Origin of the sequence: Prevotella melaninogenica (assembly GCF_013267595.1) — a bacterium.
Classification (GTDB): domain Bacteria; phylum Bacteroidota; class Bacteroidia; order Bacteroidales; family Bacteroidaceae; genus Prevotella; species Prevotella melaninogenica_D.
Window position 1 is genome coordinate 439,122 of sequence record NZ_CP054011.1, and the last position, 16,631, is coordinate 455,752.

Here is a 16,631-nt window from a genome sequence, read left to right on the forward strand (position 1 = left end):
GATATAAATAAAAACTCCCTATGAGTAGCTTTATGACTCATAGGGAGTTGCTTATTTAAAAGGCGTTGTTAGCTTCTCACAAAGTTCAGGATAAAGAGAACTGCTAATACAACGAGTGTCCAGTTCAGATCCTTCCACTGACGTGTAAACGTCTTCATGAATACATATGCAATGATTCCTAAGCAAATACCATCAGCGATAGAATAGCAAAGCGCCATTGTAATCATTGTGATGAAAGCAGGGAAAGACTCTGTAATATCCTGAAGATTGATTTTTTTTACAGAGTCAATCATCAGTACACCTACCATAACCAAAGCTCCACTTGTTGCAGCACTTGGGATAAGTAAGAAGATAGGGGAGAGGAAGAGGGATACAATGAAGAAAAGACCTACTGTAAATGCTGTTACACCAGATCTACCACCTTCTGCAATACCGCTTGCGCTCTCAACGTATGTTGTCAGCGTTGAACTACCTAACATAGCACCACAAGTTGTACCGATAGCATCACTCATCATGGCTTCCTTTACATGAGGGATGTTGCCATTTGGTTCAACTATACCTGTTTTATCAGCTAAGCCCATCAGGGTGCCGATAGTGTCACAGATGTTTATTAAGAGTAGAGAGAATATTACCAATACAGTCTTAAGATTCAGAAGACCTGAGAAGTCAAACTTACAGAAGATAGGAGTTATGTCCTGTGGTGCAGAAACTGGTAGCCATCCATTAGGAAAAACTGTTACGCCCATTGGTATACCTATAATTGTTGTGATGATGATACCCCAGAACAAAGAGCCTTTGACGTTTCTTGCCATGAGCGCACCACTGAGTAAGATAGCAATGATACCAAGAATACAGGTAGGTGTGAAGGCTCCTAAGCCAACGAGGGTTGCATCGTTATTAACGATAATGTTTGCATTCTTCAGACCGATAAAAGCAATGAACATACCAATACCAGCTGATATGGCATAGCGTAAATTTGTCGGAATGGCATTGAGAATCATCTCTCGCACGTTGAAAAAGGTAATTGCAATGAAGAGAACACCCTCAATGAGCATGATAGCAAGCGACTGCTGCCATGTAAACTTTAAAGATACGCAGAGTGTATAGGCAAAGAAGGCGTTAAGACCCATAGATGGAGCTTGTGCAAAAGGAAGCTTTGCCATAAATGCTAACAACAATGTAGCTATAGCTGCTGCCAGTGCTGTACCTGTGAAGAGTGCTCCCTTATCCATACCAGTACTTGCAAGAATACTTGGATTGACAGCTAAGATATAGCTCATAGTTAAGAATGTTGTTGCTCCTGCAATAATCTCAGTGCGGAGCTTCATAGATTTGGAATCAAATCCGAGGGCTTTTTCTAAGAAAGTCATCATTGTTTTAAGGTTTAAATACTCTTTAGTTTATATTGATGTTTTATTTATCCAATCATCAAGAATCATTCGTGCTATTGATAAAGGCTCAGGAATGGTTGGTAGATTGTCTTTGGTAAACCAGGCTCCTTTTGATAGTTCGCTTTGTTGTAGATGAATGTCCCCACCGTCATAATCGGCATTAAAGCCTACCATCAGACCACAAGGATAGGGCCAAGGTTGTGAACCAAAATAACGGATGTTCTTTATCTTGATTCCTGTTTCTTCTTTTACCTCACGATGTACAGCCTCTTCGAGTGTTTCACCAGTCTCAACAAAGCCCGCTACAAGTCCATAGAAATCGGTCTTGAAGTTACGAGCATGTACCAAAAGGACTTCGTCGCCTCGGTGTACAAGAACGATAACTGCTGTTGCCAATTGTGGCCATACTTCTTTTCCACAATTCGTACAACGCTTTGATATATCAGTGTGCATCTTCATTGGTGCACCACAAACGCCACAGAACTTAGTGTTATTATCCCAGTAAAGTAATTCATGACACTTGCCAGCCTTAAGATAAAGTTCCTTGGAAAGGTGGTAGAAAGATGGACGTAAGCCACACATCTCATACAGAGGATTGTCTGTAATTGGTTGGTCTATCATGACCGCCTTCACTTCTGTACCGTCTTCCATTGGTGTGACGTTTAGCACATGTGTCCAAGGATGTAGTGTTACTGGAGCTTCTTCAGAAAGTGGAATGGTATAATGTTCACTCTCTTTCTTAAGCATGATATCTGTTTTGCAGAAAACAAACCAGTATTTCTTCATTGGTCTAAGTATTAATCTTTGCCTAATTCTATTAACCTTAAACTCTAAACTGTCATTATGTTTATTGCTCTTTGGTTACTTTCCTTTCTTTCTTGTTTATTCTCCAAAAAGAAGTTTACGGTCACGTGCTGCAGCAGGAACGGTCCATGTCTCTGGAATAAACTTCCAATTATGGTTTGGCTGTGGATTCATCACACCTGCCTTCTTTATCTCTTCCATCAAATAATGGCGTTGGTCTTTTGGACTTTCCCAAATGATTCGACTCTTCAAAGAGTCACGTGGAATACCAGCACCCTTGGTTAATAACTCACCACCACCATTAGCACGATAGCTATTAACTGCTACTGTATACCACTTATTCTCATCAAATGGTTCTCCATTACTCATGCGAAGGATACGCACTTTTTGTCCGTCAGGTTTCGTAACGTCTACTTCATAATCAATGCCAGCTGCTGAATCAAAGTTGAACGAGAAGTTTTTGAAGCCAAGACGTTGTGCATCATTCTGTGTGTTAGAGAGCAAAAGTAGATGATCTTCAGGGCTTTTCATTGTGTTACACCATAGGTCATAACTCATTTCAAGATGCTTACGAATCTCTTTACCTGTCAAACGCATGGTACAGAGGTTATTCTCATACTTATAAAGATTGAACATATCAGCAACAGTGATAGGACCAGCCTTGATAGATGCGTTGAATAATAAAGGTGCATTGAAAGCAATATCTGCCTTAGTAATCTCCAACTCCAAGTTGAGGATAAGGTCGTTGAAAGCAGAGTTGCCGAAGTAACTATCTTTTGTATAGATAGTATTTTCAAATCTTCCAATTACCTGATCGCTCCATGCCTTTACAGCATCAATCTCTAGTTGGAAGTGTTGAATGAAAGCATCGTCAGCTTTGAGTTCCTTTACATCAACTAATTCACCTGTAGCTTTTGTTACGGTGTATTGACGCTTACCTTTGACAGTCTTAGGTCTAAGGGTTAATGTTGCTATCGCTACACGTTGTGCATTGTTAGCAGGGTCAAGGCAGATTACGTCTTTACCAACAATATTCTTTTCAATAGAACTATGTGGAGTATGGTCATGACCGAAGAAAACAATATCAAAACCAGGCACTTCCTTTGCTACTTTCTTTGAAGCATCTTCATCGTATTCAGGTGTCTTGATACCACCATCCCAGCCAGAATGGAATAAACCAACAATAACATCTGGCTTCTCTTTCGTCTTCACCTCAGCCATTGTTCGCTTGGCACAAGAGACCATTTCTTCAAAGCGTAGACCACTCCAAATGCTCTCTTTTAACCAGTTGGGTATAGCAGGAGTGAGCATACCAATGACACAAACCTTAATACCATTCTTTTTCTTGATAGTATAATAAGGTAAGATATAAGGCTTATTAGTCTTTGTGTCAATAATATTTGCACCAAGGATAGGGAACTTCAGCTCCTTAAACCATTTGTCATAAACCTTATGTCCTGTTTCAATATCGTGGTTTCCAACCGTTGCTACGTCATATCCCATATAGTTAAGTACGCTTGCTGGGATGTTAGTCTTCTCTGGTGCAACGTAATTATAATAGTAGGAGATAGGCTGACCTTGTAGGATATCGCCATTATCCAATAAATAGACATTGTCTTTTCCATCCTTCTTACGCAGTTCTTCTACTAATGTATAGACTCTTGCCATAGAACCGCTTTTAGGCTTTCGAGTGATGAAATCGTATGGAAAGAAAGAACCATGCACGTCAGTTGTTTCGATAAGTTTGATGGTAACATCCTTCTGTTGTGCCATAGTTGAAGAACTGAGTCCTAACATGATGGAAAGTACTATTGTTGAAAGTTTCATAATCTTAATTTTAATTCAGCTACAAAAGTACTAAATTATACGGAAAAAAACGAACTTGATTTGTTATGTTTCAAAAGTCTTTTTGAAGGTTAGTTGAGTTGGGGTAGGCGTGTTCTATGGGTTAATATAGAATTGTTTAATAATGTAGGAATATGTAATTCATTTAAGGTTGATTGTAGGAAAATAACAGGAGCACATAACTTAGAATCTTTTATCACGCTTTCAAACATTCATAGTAGAGAATTTACCGATTGAATTCTTTGAGCATGTATAAAAGTTTAAGTTGTGTACTCCAGTTCTTTTATTGCGGTTCTAACTGTGAAGAATCTAAATAACGCCTTGCGCCATCATTGCCTTAGCAACCTTAATGAAGCCTGCGATATTAGCACCCTTTACATAGTTGATATATCCATCAGACTCTGTTCCGTATTTTACACAGTTTGCGTGGATATCATCCATAATCTGATGGAGTTTCTGGTCAACCTCTTCACGGCTCCACTTCAGACGTCCAGAGTTCTGACTCATCTCAAGTCCTGACACTGCTACACCACCAGCATTACTTGCTTTACCTGGGCAATAGAGTACCTTTGCGTCTTGGAAAATCTTTACTGCCTCTGGTGTAGAAGGCATGTTTGCACCTTCTGTCACAGCAATAACACCATTCTTTACGAGTTCAGCAGCTGCTTCTCCGTTGATTTCATTCTGTGTTGCGCATGGAGTTGCGATGTCAGCCTTCTCAGACCAAGGTCTTCCTCCTGGAACATACTTGACATTATACTTTTCTGCATACTCACGAATACGTCCACGCTCAATGTTTTTGAGTTCCATTATATAAGCCAATTTCTCCTCATCTATACCATCTGGGTCGTAGATGTAGCCATCTGAATCGGAACAGGTAAGCGGCTTAGCACCTAATTCAAGCAACTTTTTTATTGTGTATTGTGCTACATTACCCGAACCAGAGACGAGGACGGTCTTACCTTTGAGGTCAATGTTGCGAGTCTTAAGCATGTTCTGTAGGAAGTATACATTACCGTATCCTGTTGCTTCAGGACGGATAAGTGAACCACCGAACTCCTGACCTTTACCCGTAAGGATACCAACAAACTGATTCGTCAGTTTCTTATATTGTCCAAACATATAGCCAACTTCGCGTCCACCAACACCGATGTCACCAGCAGGAACGTCACAGTCTGGACCAATGTAATTCCACAATTCTCTCATGAAAGCTTGACAAAAACGCATTACCTCTGCATTTGACTTGCCTCGAGGAGAAAAGTCTGAACCACCCTTAGCGCCACCCATAGGGAGTGTTGTCAGTGAGTTTTTAAATGTCTGTTCAAAGGCAAGGAACTTCAAGATAGACTCATTAACTGATGCGTGGAAGCGAAGTCCCCCTTTGTAAGGACCAATCGTGTTGTTATGTTGTACACGGAAGCCCATATTGGTTTGTACATTTCCCCTGTCATCAACCCAGTTTACACGAAACTTAATGATTCTATCTGGCACACAGAGTCGCTCGATAAGATTGGCTTGTTCAAAACCAGGATGTTTATTATATTCATCTTCGATCGTATCTAATACCTGTGAAACAGCCTGAATATATTCTGGCTCATTTGGAAAACGATGTTTTAATCTCTCTACGACTTCTGTTGCTTTCATAAATAGTTGTTTTTATTATTATACCCTGAAATATTTTATTTTTATAATTACGCTTGTTTATGTTGCAAAGATAACGATTTTTACTTAAATATCTATCATTTCGTAGTAGAATGTTTGAATATAGTGTGAATAAGTCATTATCTATCCTCTTATAGCTTGAATAGATGAGCATATTATCTTTTGAAGCATATAGAATTCGCAAGTCATCCTACTCGTTTTTATTTTTTTCTCGATTTGTTTTGGCGTTTTAATATTTTTTGTTACTTTTGCGTCCGAATTAGAGATTGATAACGATGATACAAGCAATAAATTTTAATTTTTATAAGCGTAGCACCTTACAAAACAAAGGTGTTCGCCACGCTATTGCTGTATCTAATTCATTGATGGACGAGAGTAAGAAAGTTGAAAAAAAGATAGCTAATTATTTGGTAGTTCCAAATAATTTTATACTCTCTCTCTCTCTCTCTCTCTCTCTCTCTCTCTCTCTCTCACACATAGAGCAGGCTTAATTTATTTTTTAATTTCTTTCGTACGCGCGCGAGGCTCGCCGTGTATAAACCATAGTAAACAAAGGACTTTTAGGAGTTTCCTTTGTTCTTTTTTTGTGTTCTTATTCAAAGCACAATATAGAGAATTTAAGAATGAAATAACGACTAATTTAAATCAATAAAGTTTATGAGATTTAAAACTAATAGTTCGCAGTTTATTAATACTTCTAAAAAACAAAAATGTATGATTGAAACAAAGAAATGGGCTTATTTAAAACCCGAATGTAATGTTATGCCTACCGAGTTAGAACACTTACTCGCAAATGTAAGTGGAAGTGCAGGAACCATCAGTCATGGTGAACAGCATGGTGATGCTAAACAACAAATTCTGTGGCAGGAAGTATCCGAAGATTTTGAGGAAGAAAAACCTTAAGAACTTCAATTCTTCAGAAGAATCAATATATAACATAAATTTAAAGTATATATAGTTAAGAAAATAAATTATATGATTATGATTAAAGGATTGATAAAGCAACTATTACAGTTGTCGGCTTGTATTCTTATAACTGTTGCTTTTTTTGCTTGCTCAAGTGACGAAAATGCAATAGAAAATAGAAGAAGCGAGCAAGCATTGGATGGAGGTGCAAACTTTATAGGCTCACAACCAACAAGTAATCCTGTAACTCGTACTTCTGCGATTTATACCCTTGGAGGTACAGCAAAGGTGTTTTGGGATACAGCAGATAAAATTTTCGTACAAGATGACGCTGGCATTTTCCACCAGACGACAGCTGCTCAATTTGTTAATGCCTCAAATAAGACAAGAGCAAACTTTACGTTAAATACTGGTACATTCACACAGAATAATCGTGAAGTTCGTTATACAGGATTGAATGGTACAAATGCTAATACTGTTACAATAGCTTCGGCACAAGTACAGTCTTCTCCTAATAATTTTGAACATTTAGGTGTATCTGGTGATTGTGGTATAGCAACAGCAAAAGGTTCTAATGGTAGTTATGATTTTACATTGGAACATAAGTCTGCATATCTTTGCTTTCTCCCACGAACAACAAATACAGCACTTCAATCTTGTAAGCTAAGTCGTATTGTAGTATATTCTGACCAAGAAATTGCAGGTAACTTCACTCTTACAAATACAGGGCTTTCTTCAGCTCCTGTAAGTGCAGGTTCTCATGAGATTACTTTAACTACTGGTAGTGGATTTCCATTGACAAACTCTACTACAGATGTTTCAACAAATGGTGCTTATATGGTAATAGCACCAGGAACACACGCTCTTACAATACGCTATTGGCTTGAAACACCAGATGGAAGAACTGGAACAATATCAAAATTTATATCTGCCACAAATTTTGATGCAGGAAAAATCTATGACATAACAGCTAATTTTGATAGCCGTGTTTATTCCAGCAATTTATATGCTTGGGATGCAGTATCAAATGCATATCCATCAGGTGATGTTAACATGACTTATCCGACTCATTCAAATGGAGTAGAGGCTACTAATATGGCAAAAATTGCCCCTAATATGCACGAAATGTATTGGTATGCTGTTAAGGGCGATATTCATTGGGATGACACAGAAGAACTATTTGTTGTAGATGGCGTTATTTATAAAGGTGGTATTTGGATTAAAAGAAAAGAAAATATATCAGGTTTTAGTTCTACTATAGATCCACCAGGGGTAACTTATTATGGGTCATCTACATACGTAACTACTCCTCCTACAAATAATATTCTTAACCAATATTTTTATCTACCTGCTTTAGGTGCTAAGGGCATAGAGAATTTTGGATATGGTCGCATTGATAAACCAATTGGTACTTGTGCAGCCTATTGGACCTCAACTGGTACAGGAATGGATAACACCGTTTTTCGCTTGCGAGCTTACCGATTAATGATAGAAAAGGGTACAACACTTCTTAATTGCATATATGATGTACGAGCTAATGGTTATGCAATTGCAAAATTTGAGTAATTTTTGTTTGTAAAGTATAGAATTCTTAATCTATTTATAATACAAAATAAAGGCTCTAATTTATATTATAGTAAGAACTCTATAAGTAACCCTCCGCAAGTTTAAGGTCTCTGACTTGCGGAGGTTAACAAGAGGAGACCACCTTAATAATAATATGGCTAATAAACCTATTCAATTTGTTTTAAAAGAGCAGAAGTTGAACATTGGAAAACAGGCAGGAAAGACTGTAATCGTAGCGCGCCCGACAGGCAGACAGCGTGTTGACTTCCGCAACTTTTGTGAACGTATTGCTAAGTCAACAACCTTTAATGCACAAGAGGTAGCAGCCGTGCTTAATCTTGCGAGTGAAACCGCTCGTGACATTGTAGCCAATGGCGACATCGTAGAGTTTGGCGACCTTGGTACTTTGACTCCTTCGTTTAAGAGTAAGGCTGTCTTAAAAGGTGAACAGTTTCGTGCACAGCAGCATATTGAGAAGCCTGTAGTGAAACTCCTTGCTTCTCGTAAATATTTCACGCTGAACGATGTTACCTTTGAGCAAGTAACACCAGGGGAAAAGAAAGCAAAGAAGGAAAAGAAGACAGAGAAAAAGAACGAAAATCCAGGTCCAGTTCCTGCAGATTAATAAAGATATAATTCTTTTACCTAAGACATCCAATGTAGAGTTCGCGAACAAATCGAAAAAAGTTCGCGAACTTTTTTGAATTTGTTCGCGAACTTTTTTGTGTTTATCATAGTAGTATTTTACTTCTTACCAAGTCCACGAAGCCACTTCAGAGGCTTTTTAATAAGTGCCTTTAAGCCTGATTCGTTGTTGGATGTTGATGGCAACTCCTCACGAATATCATATTTTGTACTTCTTCTTACAGACTTGTCTTCTGGTGTACGCTGGCGGTTGTTACGCTTCTTACGCTTATTGTTAGGCTTCTTGTTCTGCTGATTGGTAGTGTTTTCAGCATTACCTTTATTATTAGCAGGTTTCCTGTCATTGCGCTTCTCGTTGTCTACTTTTGGCTGACATTCCTGCTGCTTACCCTTATTCTGACGGTTATTCTTCTTGTTTACTGGTTTACCCTCAGTTGCTGCAGGATTGTTATCTTGCTGCTTTTGAGGTCTATGGTTCTGTTTGTTTCCAGCCTTACGCTCCTGTTGGTTCGCGTTGTTCTCGTCAGTGTTGTTCTGTGTCTGCGGTGCAGGACGTCTGTTGCGCTGCTTGTTGTTTCCTTGTTTCTTGTCCTTGTGGCTCTGATGATCACGGTCCTTACGACGACGGCTCTTTGCACTATTTCCAGCCTTCTTAGGCTTTCCGTTGCTCTTATATTCAGGACCTTCGCCAAGTTCTGCTGGTAGTTGCGCCTTCTCAACCTCCTTCTCTAAGAACGATTCAATCTGTTGGAAGAAATAGATATCATCTTCATTTACGAAGGTAATCGCCTTTCCGTCACGGTCAGCACGTGCTGTACGACCAATACGGTGAACATAATCCTCTGCGTCATGAGGTACATCATAGTTGATGACCATTGCAATGTCATCGATATCAATACCACGTGAAACGATGTCGGTTGCAACCAACACATCAATCTGACCACTCTTGAACTTGAACATAACGTCATTACGCTGTTCCTGATCAAGGTCGGAATGCATCTCACCACAGTTGATGTGCATGCGATTAAGCGATCCTGCAATCTGCTTTACCTTCTGTTTTGAACCTGAGAAGATAATGACACGCTTGAGATCTCCAGCCTTGAAGATATCCTTAATGATACCCATTTTCTGCGTTTCATAGCATACGTATGCTGTCTGCTGAATCTTCTCAGCAGGTTTACTTACAGCGAGTTTAATCTCAACAGGATTCTTTAGCAATGTCTTAGCAAGTTCTTCAATCTTTGCAGGCATCGTAGCTGAGAACATAATTGTCTGACATGTTGCAGGCAATTTCTTTGCAATTGTCATAATGTCATCAGAAAATCCCATATCGAGCATACGGTCAGCTTCGTCAAGGATAAAGAAACTCACCTTAGATAAGTCTACGTTACCGAGAGAAATATGAGAGATGAAGCGCCCTGGGGTAGCAATTACAACATCTGCTCCCAATGCGAGACTCTTCAACTCTTGGTCGTATCTATTACCATCATTACCGCCATAGACAGCAACACAAGATACACCATTAAGATAGTAGGCAAAGCCCTGCATACCTTGGTCAATCTGCTGTGCTAACTCGCGAGTAGGCGACATGATGACACAATTAATTGCTGACTCAGGGTAGCCACCATCAGCCAGTTTAGAGAGAACTGGGAGTAGGTAAGCCGCTGTTTTACCTGTTCCAGTCTGGGCAACACCCAATACGTCGTGTCCTTTTAATATTTCGGGAATGCACTTCTCCTGAACTGGAGTACATTCATCAAAACGCATGTCATATAGTGCGTCAAGTACGTTATCGTTTAAATCTAAATCTTCAAAATACATATTTTACTGTTTTGCCCTTCTTTAATGAGGGTAGTTTTACTTTAGTTTTATTCGCCTTATTAACTTGGTGCATGTCTATAGCAGAAGTAGGCGATGATAGCAAAGATAATGTTTGGTATCCACGCTGCCAATATAGGCGGTGTGTCATCCTGAATAGCAAAGGTTGCTGAAACGGTCTGGAGCATGATATAGCCGAAACTCAATGCCAAACCGATTCCAAGATAGAGTCCCATTCCACCTTTCCTCTTACGTGAAGAGAGGGAGAGACCAATGATGGTGAGGATGAAAGACGAGAACGACATCGCTATTCGTTTGTGGAACTCAACTTCATACTGTACCACATTACCAGAGCCACGGCTGGTCTGCTTGGAGATATAGTTTAGTAGTTCTGGAGAGGTAAAGGTTTCTTGTTGACCTTTAGAATAGACAAGGTCGGTCGGTTCCATGAGTAGAACGGTGTCCTTTGAGGCTCCACTTTGGATATGCTCCTTTAATCCTTTGAGTGTACGTATCTTCCAATTACTTACCTTCCAATGATACTTTGTGTCAGCAACGGTATCATACTGAATCTCCATTGCAGTCATGTGGCTGACGATCTTCTTGTTTTTAGTCTTTACAAGTGAGAATCCATAGCCCCGTTTATACTGGTCGTCGTAATGCTGAATATAAGCGGTAGTATTCTTTGCAACAAACAGTTGTACGTTCTCTGCCGATGTGTTCTTTTTAGAATTACGATAGAGAGACTCAAAGTTTTGGCGAATAACAGTCCCATGAGGTATCACAAAGCTGTTAAGATAGAATGTTAAGCCTGCGATGAGAACACATGATATCATGTAAGGGCGCATCAGTCGTCTAATAGACACGCCTGCTGCCATCATTGATATAATCTCAGAATTACCCGCCAGTTTGGAAGTAAAGAAGATAACTGCAATGAATACGAATAGTGGTGAGAAGAGATTAGAATAGTAAGGGACGAAGTTGGCGTAGTAATCAAAGATAATTGCTCGCCATGGGGCATGATATTGCGTGAACTTAGAGAGGTTCTCGTTGAAGTCGAACACAATAGCAATGGAGATAATCAATAAGATAGCATAGATGTATGTACCTATGAATTTCTTAATGATATACCAGTCCAGAATACCGATAAAACGAGAAGGGGAGAGCATCTGAAGTAGATGTCCTACCTTCTTCAAGACAGGAAAGCGTGCAAAAACACGTTGCCCGAAATGGTTAATCAGTTTCTTAACTTTATCAACAATCTCTTTAACCTTACTCATTTGGTTTCTTCTTAAATTCTTCTTCCTAACTGTTCAATGACAGAAGCTTTCCACTGTACGAAGTCACCTTGCTCAATATGTGTACGTGCATCCGTTACGAGACGGAGATAGAACGCAAGGTTGTGGATGCTGGCAATCTGCATTGCGAGCAATTCTCCTGCTTTGAAGAGATGATGGAGATAGGCTTTACTTGTGATAACATCAATATCACAGCCATCAGAATCAATCGGTGAGAAATCGTTTTCCCACTTCTTATTCTTCATGTTCATCGTACCATTGTAGGTGAAGAGCATTGCATTACGGCCGTTACGGGTAGGCATAACGCAATCGAACATATCCACACCGCGCTCAATAGCTTCAAGAATGTTCTGTGGTGTACCAACTCCCATCAGGTAACGAGGCTTGTCCTTTGGAAGAATCTCATTGACTACCTCAATCATCTCATACATCACCTCTGTTGGTTCACCAACTGCCAAGCCACCGATAGCATTACCATCTGCACCCTTGTCAGCCACAAACTTAGCTGCTTCACAGCGTAAGTCTTTATATGTACACCCTTGAACGATAGGGAAGAGACTCTGGTTATGACCATAGAGTGGCTCCGTCTCGTTGAATCGTTTGATACAACGGTCAAGCCAACGCTGTGTCATTTCCAAACTCTTTTTGGCATATTGGTAATCGCTCTGTCCAGGAGGACACTCGTCGAAAGCCATCATAATATCGGCACCAATGATTCGTTCGGTATCCATCACATTCTCTGGTGTGAAGATATGCTTAGAACCATCGATGTGACTTCTGAACTCACAGCCCTCTTCTGACAGTTTGCGAATACCTGTCAATGAGAAAACTTGGAAGCCACCAGAGTCTGTCAGGATTGGACGATCCCAACCATTGAAACCATGCAGACCACCTGCAGCCTTGATGATATCAAGTCCCGGACGCAGGTAAAGGTGATAGGTATTACCCAAGATAATCTGTGCCTTAACTTGTTTTCGCAACTCCTCAAAGTGTACACCCTTAACAGAACCGACGGTACCAACAGGCATAAAGATAGGAGTCTTTATCTGTCCGTGGTCGGTTGTGATGATACCTGTGCGGGCATCACTGGCATTATCTGTATGCTGAAGCTCAAATGTCATTATTTTGTTTCCTCCTTCTTTTCTTCAACAATCGTAAAGTCTACAGGGTGTTCTACCTTTTCATCGGTCAAAGCAAAGTCCCATACCTGCTGAATGTTCTCAACGAAGTGGAATTGAAGTCCCTTACGATAAACCTCAGGAATCTCCTCAACATCCTTCTTATTCTCTGAACACATCACGATATCTGTAATTCCTGCACGTTTAGCAGCAAGTATCTTCTCCTTGATACCACCCACAGGAAGAACCTTACCACGTAGGGTTATCTCGCCCGTCATAGCTGTGTTCTTACGTACTTTACACTGTGTGAGTGCTGAAGCAATACTTGTTGCAATCGTTATACCAGCTGAAGGACCATCCTTTGGAGTTGCTCCTTCTGGTACGTGGATATGGATGTTCCACTGTTCAAAGATGCGATAATCTACGTTCAATGCGCTGATATGTGCCTTGACATACTCCAATGCAATGACAGCAGACTCTTTCATGACATCGCCAAGGTTACCGGTCAGGGTTAACTTACCCGCTTTACCCTTAGAAAGTGAGGTTTCAATAAAGAGAATCTCACCGCCAACACTGGTCCATGCAAGACCTGTTACCACACCAGCATATTTGTTGCCCTGGTAGATATCACGTGTGAAAGGTGGCTTACCTAATAAGTCCTCTAACTTATCTGGAGTAATCTTCGTATAAGGAAGTTGCTTATCCATTGCCTGCTTGAAAGCCAACTTGCGCATAGCCTTGTTGATTTGCTTCTCAAGTTGACGCACACCACTTTCGCGTGTATAGCTTTCAATAATCTTTTCTAACGTTGCCTTGGCAAACTTTGGTTTCTCTTCTAACTGGTCTAAACCTGTATTTTCGAGTTCTTTTGGTACGAGGTGGCGTTTTGCTATCTCAACCTTTTCTTCCGTAATATAACCTGAAACCTCAATAAGTTCCATACGGTCGAGTAGTGGACGTGGAATAGTATTGAGGTCGTTTGCCGTAGCTATGAACAATACCTTTGACAAGTCATAGTCCATATCCAGATAATTATCATGGAAAGCGTTGTTCTGCTCAGGGTCGAGAACCTCCAACAAGGCTGATGATGGGTCGCCATTAACAGTGTTCTGAGTAACTTTGTCAATCTCGTCAAGAATGAAAACAGGATTTGATGAGCCTGCCTTTTGGATATTCTTGATGATACGTCCAGGCATAGCACCAATGTAAGTCTTACGATGTCCTCTGATTTCAGATTCGTCGTGTAGACCACCGAGAGATACACGCACATACTTACGCTTCATAGCTTCCGCAATACTCTTACCCAAACTGGTCTTACCAACACCTGGAGGACCATAAAGGCAGAGGATTGGCGACTTCAAATTGCCACGCAACTGAAGGACTGCAATGTATTCAAGGATACGTTCCTTGACCTTCTCCATACCATAGTGATCCTTGTCAAGAATACGCTTTGCACGCTTCAAGTCAAGATCGTCCTTAGTATATTCATTCCATGGTAGGTTGACCATTGTCTGCAGATAATTCACCTGCACACTATAATCAGGGCTCTGTGGGTTTAAGGTGTCAAGTTTGTCTAATTCCTTTTGGAATATCTTGGCAATATCTTCTGACCACTTTTTATTCTTAGCCTTTTCAAGCAATTCTTTCTTGTCAGGTGCAGAATCGCCATCACCCAATTCTTCCTTAATGTTCTTAATCTGCTGATGTAGGAAGTATTCGCGCTGCTGTTCGTCAAGGTCCTCACGTGTTTTTGAGCGTATATCCTGACGGAGATGCTGGAACTGAATTTCACGATTCAACACCTTCATCAACGCAAACAGACGATCTTTGATAGAATTTTCTTCTAACATTTGAATCTTGTCTGTTACTGGGAATGGCATAGTTGAACACACATAATTCACTGCGACAACAGGATTATTGATATTGTCGAGTGCAAACTGTGTGTCATCTGGGATGTCATCGCTACCATGAATATACTCCTTAGTGACCATCTTCATGTCCTCAACAGCCGTAGAGAATTCCTTGTCTCTCTTTGGCTCAGCTTCTTCTGGTATAGCAACAGTATATCCTTTCATGTAGGGTTCAGTAGTTGTGATGTCCTTAATCTTACACTTACCAAGTCCCTGTAAGATGACCGTGCGGTTGTTCCCCTCGTAATTGCCAGGCATATCAAAGGCACGAACGAATCGTGCGTAGATACCTGTCATATAGACATCGTCTACTTGAGGGTCATTAATATTGCTATCTTTCTGACTTACAATTGCTATAATCGTGTTAGGGTTCTCTTCCAAGTGTTCGACAAGAGCCAGAGTTGGTTTTCTGCCAACGAGGATAGGGGAGAGAATACCTGGGAACATAACGAGGTTACGGGTTACGAAAATAGGGATTTCGCCATCAACTTGTACGTCCAAGTTTGGCATGTCTCCTTCGTAATCAGTAATCATTTGTATAGAGCTATTTTGTTTCATAAAGTTCTTTTATACCTGCTTTTAGCTTGCAAAGGTACAAAATAAAACCGAAAGACTAAAAGAATAATTGTGCTTTAATTAGCTATCTTGTAAAAAGGTGGGGTTATGTGCATAAGAAACAGGTGGCAAATAGTAGGGTGTTTGTACTCCGCTCATTTGGTGTTGATGCTTCGCACCATTGGTGTTAAGCCTCCGCACTATGTGTGCTAAGCCTCTTTGATCCGATAAAAGCTGGTGAGTAAGTCTACTATTGTAGGAACAATAAGCTACAGTAAGCCCTTAATGTCTTACTTGTCTGTTAATGTGTTTTCGGATGATAATAGCTTTAAATACGTTTCTTTACTGAATGTTAGTTATTATCTTATCATTTATAGCCTTCTTACTTACTTAATGTAGAATGCTTGTGTAAGATTTTGATACCACATTGTGCGTACTCCATTATCGTCGTTTAGTACTTGTTCTTCTATCTTATATACTGTGGTAGTATCCTTTCCAAACTCTATTAAGCAGCGTTTAGCAGGTTTTGAAGATTTTGTTTTAATATTAGTTATCTTTAGGATTGATAATCCGTTAAATATAGCTTCTGCTTCAAGTATATCTTTGTTGTTATAAGGGATGATAACGGATAGTGTTCCGTTTGCTTTAAGGAGCCTTTTAGAATGGTAGATTAGTTCTTGGTGAGAGAGGGTGTCAGTGTGTCTTGCAGTTGTTCTTTGTTGTAAAGGATTTTTTAATGAATTAATAAAATAAGGTGGATTGCATACAATTGCATCGTAAATTCCTTCTTCTTGGGTTTCACTGCATGGGATGTAATCTTGTAGGGAACTATTGAGAATATTTATTCTATCATTAAATGGAGACGCTGAAACATTAAGATGTGCATCTTCAAGCGCTCCCTTGTCAATCTCAATAGCATCAATCTGTGCTATTGAGAAACGTTGTGCCATCATAAGGGCAATAAGTCCAGTTCCTGTTCCTATATCAAGGATTCTTGTACCACCTTTTGCCCAAGCTCCGAGCAATACGCCATCAGTCCCGACCTTCATGGCCGTGTGATCATCAATGATATGAAATTGCTTGAAAGTAAATCCCATTCGTCTCGTTTCTGGA

13 protein-coding genes are annotated in these 16,631 nt (G+C 40.0%); 4 read left to right on the forward strand and 9 right to left on the reverse strand.

Features of this window, described 5'->3' with window-relative positions; genetic code table 11:
* Positions 1 to 68 precede the first annotated feature (68 nt).
* The 4 genes from FIU21_RS07010 to FIU21_RS07025 form a co-directional block, all read right to left on the reverse strand.
* Entirely contained in the window at positions 69 to 1,370 is a 1,302-nt protein-coding gene (locus FIU21_RS07010; protein ID WP_004360838.1) for an NCS2 family permease, read from the reverse strand.
* Positions 1,371 to 1,400: 30 nt separating this feature from the next.
* Positions 1,401 to 2,177 carry an NAD(+) diphosphatase gene (gene nudC / locus FIU21_RS07015; protein WP_004360839.1) on the reverse strand — a complete coding sequence of 259 codons (777 nt, stop codon included), beginning with the start codon at positions 2,175 to 2,177 and terminating at the stop codon, positions 1,401 to 1,403.
* Positions 2,178 to 2,273: 96 nt separating this feature from the next.
* Positions 2,274 to 4,022, reverse strand: coding sequence for a bifunctional metallophosphatase/5'-nucleotidase (locus FIU21_RS07020; protein WP_004360840.1), 1,749 nt, complete (start codon positions 4,020 to 4,022; stop codon positions 2,274 to 2,276).
* Between the two features lie 327 nt (positions 4,023 to 4,349).
* Positions 4,350 to 5,684 (reverse strand): NADP-specific glutamate dehydrogenase, encoded by a 1,335-nt coding sequence (locus FIU21_RS07025; protein WP_004360841.1) that lies wholly within the window; start codon positions 5,682 to 5,684, stop codon positions 4,350 to 4,352.
* Positions 5,685 to 5,977: 293 nt separating this feature from the next.
* On the opposite strand from FIU21_RS07025, the gene FIU21_RS07030 reads away from it, so the two are divergent.
* The 4 genes from FIU21_RS07030 (at position 5,978) to FIU21_RS07045 (ending at position 8,799) form a co-directional block, all read left to right on the forward strand.
* Positions 5,978 to 6,193, forward strand: coding sequence for a hypothetical protein (locus FIU21_RS07030; RefSeq protein ID WP_172891343.1), 216 nt, complete (start codon positions 5,978 to 5,980; stop codon positions 6,191 to 6,193).
* Positions 6,194 to 6,359: 166 nt separating this feature from the next.
* On the forward strand, positions 6,360 to 6,605 hold the full coding sequence (locus tag FIU21_RS07035) for a hypothetical protein (RefSeq protein ID WP_004360842.1): 246 nt from the start codon (positions 6,360 to 6,362) through the stop codon (positions 6,603 to 6,605).
* 72 nt (positions 6,606 to 6,677) lie between these two features.
* Complete coding sequence (locus FIU21_RS07040; protein WP_004360843.1) at positions 6,678 to 8,174, forward strand: hypothetical protein; 1,497 nt, start codon at positions 6,678 to 6,680, stop codon at positions 8,172 to 8,174.
* Between the two features lie 154 nt (positions 8,175 to 8,328).
* Positions 8,329 to 8,799: an HU family DNA-binding protein gene (locus FIU21_RS07045; RefSeq protein WP_004360844.1), complete on the forward strand. Its 471-nt coding sequence runs from the start codon at positions 8,329 to 8,331 to the stop codon at positions 8,797 to 8,799.
* A gap of 119 nt (positions 8,800 to 8,918) precedes the next feature.
* Here FIU21_RS07045 and FIU21_RS07050 read toward each other — a convergent pair whose 3' ends face one another.
* From FIU21_RS07050 to FIU21_RS07070, 5 genes are all read right to left on the reverse strand, one after another.
* Positions 8,919 to 10,640 carry a DEAD/DEAH box helicase gene (locus tag FIU21_RS07050; protein WP_172891344.1) on the reverse strand — a complete coding sequence of 574 codons (1,722 nt, stop codon included), beginning with the start codon at positions 10,638 to 10,640 and terminating at the stop codon, positions 8,919 to 8,921.
* Positions 10,641 to 10,699: 59 nt separating this feature from the next.
* Positions 10,700 to 11,917: an LptF/LptG family permease gene (locus tag FIU21_RS07055; protein ID WP_036886629.1), complete on the reverse strand. Its 1,218-nt coding sequence runs from the start codon at positions 11,915 to 11,917 to the stop codon at positions 10,700 to 10,702.
* Between the two features lie 11 nt (positions 11,918 to 11,928).
* Positions 11,929 to 13,056, reverse strand: coding sequence for a tRNA guanosine(34) transglycosylase Tgt (gene tgt / locus FIU21_RS07060; protein ID WP_172891345.1), 1,128 nt, complete (start codon positions 13,054 to 13,056; stop codon positions 11,929 to 11,931).
* The gene (gene lon / locus FIU21_RS07065; protein ID WP_004360848.1) at positions 13,056 to 15,521 is read right to left on the reverse strand and encodes an endopeptidase La; all 2,466 of its coding nucleotides are present in this window, start codon (positions 15,519 to 15,521) and stop codon (positions 13,056 to 13,058) included. Before lon ends, tgt begins: the two co-directional genes overlap by 1 nt.
* 383 nt (positions 15,522 to 15,904) lie before the next feature.
* A complete protein-coding gene (locus tag FIU21_RS07070; protein ID WP_004360849.1) occupies positions 15,905 to 16,615 on the reverse strand; it encodes a tRNA1(Val) (adenine(37)-N6)-methyltransferase in 711 nt (236 codons plus the stop codon).
* Positions 16,616 to 16,631: the final 16 nt, after the last annotated feature.

Excerpts from the sequence above, each read along its gene's own strand:
- FIU21_RS07010 (WP_004360838.1), bottom strand. The coding sequence starts at position 1,370 with ATGACTTTCTTAGAAAAAGCCCTCGGATTTGATTCCAAATCTATGAAG.
- FIU21_RS07050 (WP_172891344.1), bottom strand. The coding sequence starts at position 10,640 with ATGTATTTTGAAGATTTAGATTTAAACGATAACGTACTTGACGCACTA.
- FIU21_RS07040 (WP_004360843.1), top strand. The coding sequence starts at position 6,678 with ATGATTATGATTAAAGGATTGATAAAGCAACTATTACAGTTGTCGGCT.
- nudC (WP_004360839.1), bottom strand. The coding sequence starts at position 2,177 with ATGAAGAAATACTGGTTTGTTTTCTGCAAAACAGATATCATGCTTAAG.
- FIU21_RS07030 (WP_172891343.1), top strand. The coding sequence starts at position 5,978 with ATGATACAAGCAATAAATTTTAATTTTTATAAGCGTAGCACCTTACAA.
- FIU21_RS07045 (WP_004360844.1), top strand. The coding sequence starts at position 8,329 with ATGGCTAATAAACCTATTCAATTTGTTTTAAAAGAGCAGAAGTTGAAC.
- FIU21_RS07070 (WP_004360849.1), bottom strand. The coding sequence starts at position 16,615 with ATGGGATTTACTTTCAAGCAATTTCATATCATTGATGATCACACGGCC.
- lon (WP_004360848.1), bottom strand. The coding sequence starts at position 15,521 with ATGAAACAAAATAGCTCTATACAAATGATTACTGATTACGAAGGAGAC.
- FIU21_RS07025 (WP_004360841.1), bottom strand. The coding sequence starts at position 5,684 with ATGAAAGCAACAGAAGTCGTAGAGAGATTAAAACATCGTTTTCCAAAT.
- FIU21_RS07035 (WP_004360842.1), top strand. The coding sequence starts at position 6,360 with ATGAGATTTAAAACTAATAGTTCGCAGTTTATTAATACTTCTAAAAAA.
- FIU21_RS07055 (WP_036886629.1), bottom strand. The coding sequence starts at position 11,917 with ATGAGTAAGGTTAAAGAGATTGTTGATAAAGTTAAGAAACTGATTAAC.
- FIU21_RS07020 (WP_004360840.1), bottom strand. The coding sequence starts at position 4,022 with ATGAAACTTTCAACAATAGTACTTTCCATCATGTTAGGACTCAGTTCT.
- tgt (WP_172891345.1), bottom strand. The coding sequence starts at position 13,056 with ATGACATTTGAGCTTCAGCATACAGATAATGCCAGTGATGCCCGCACA.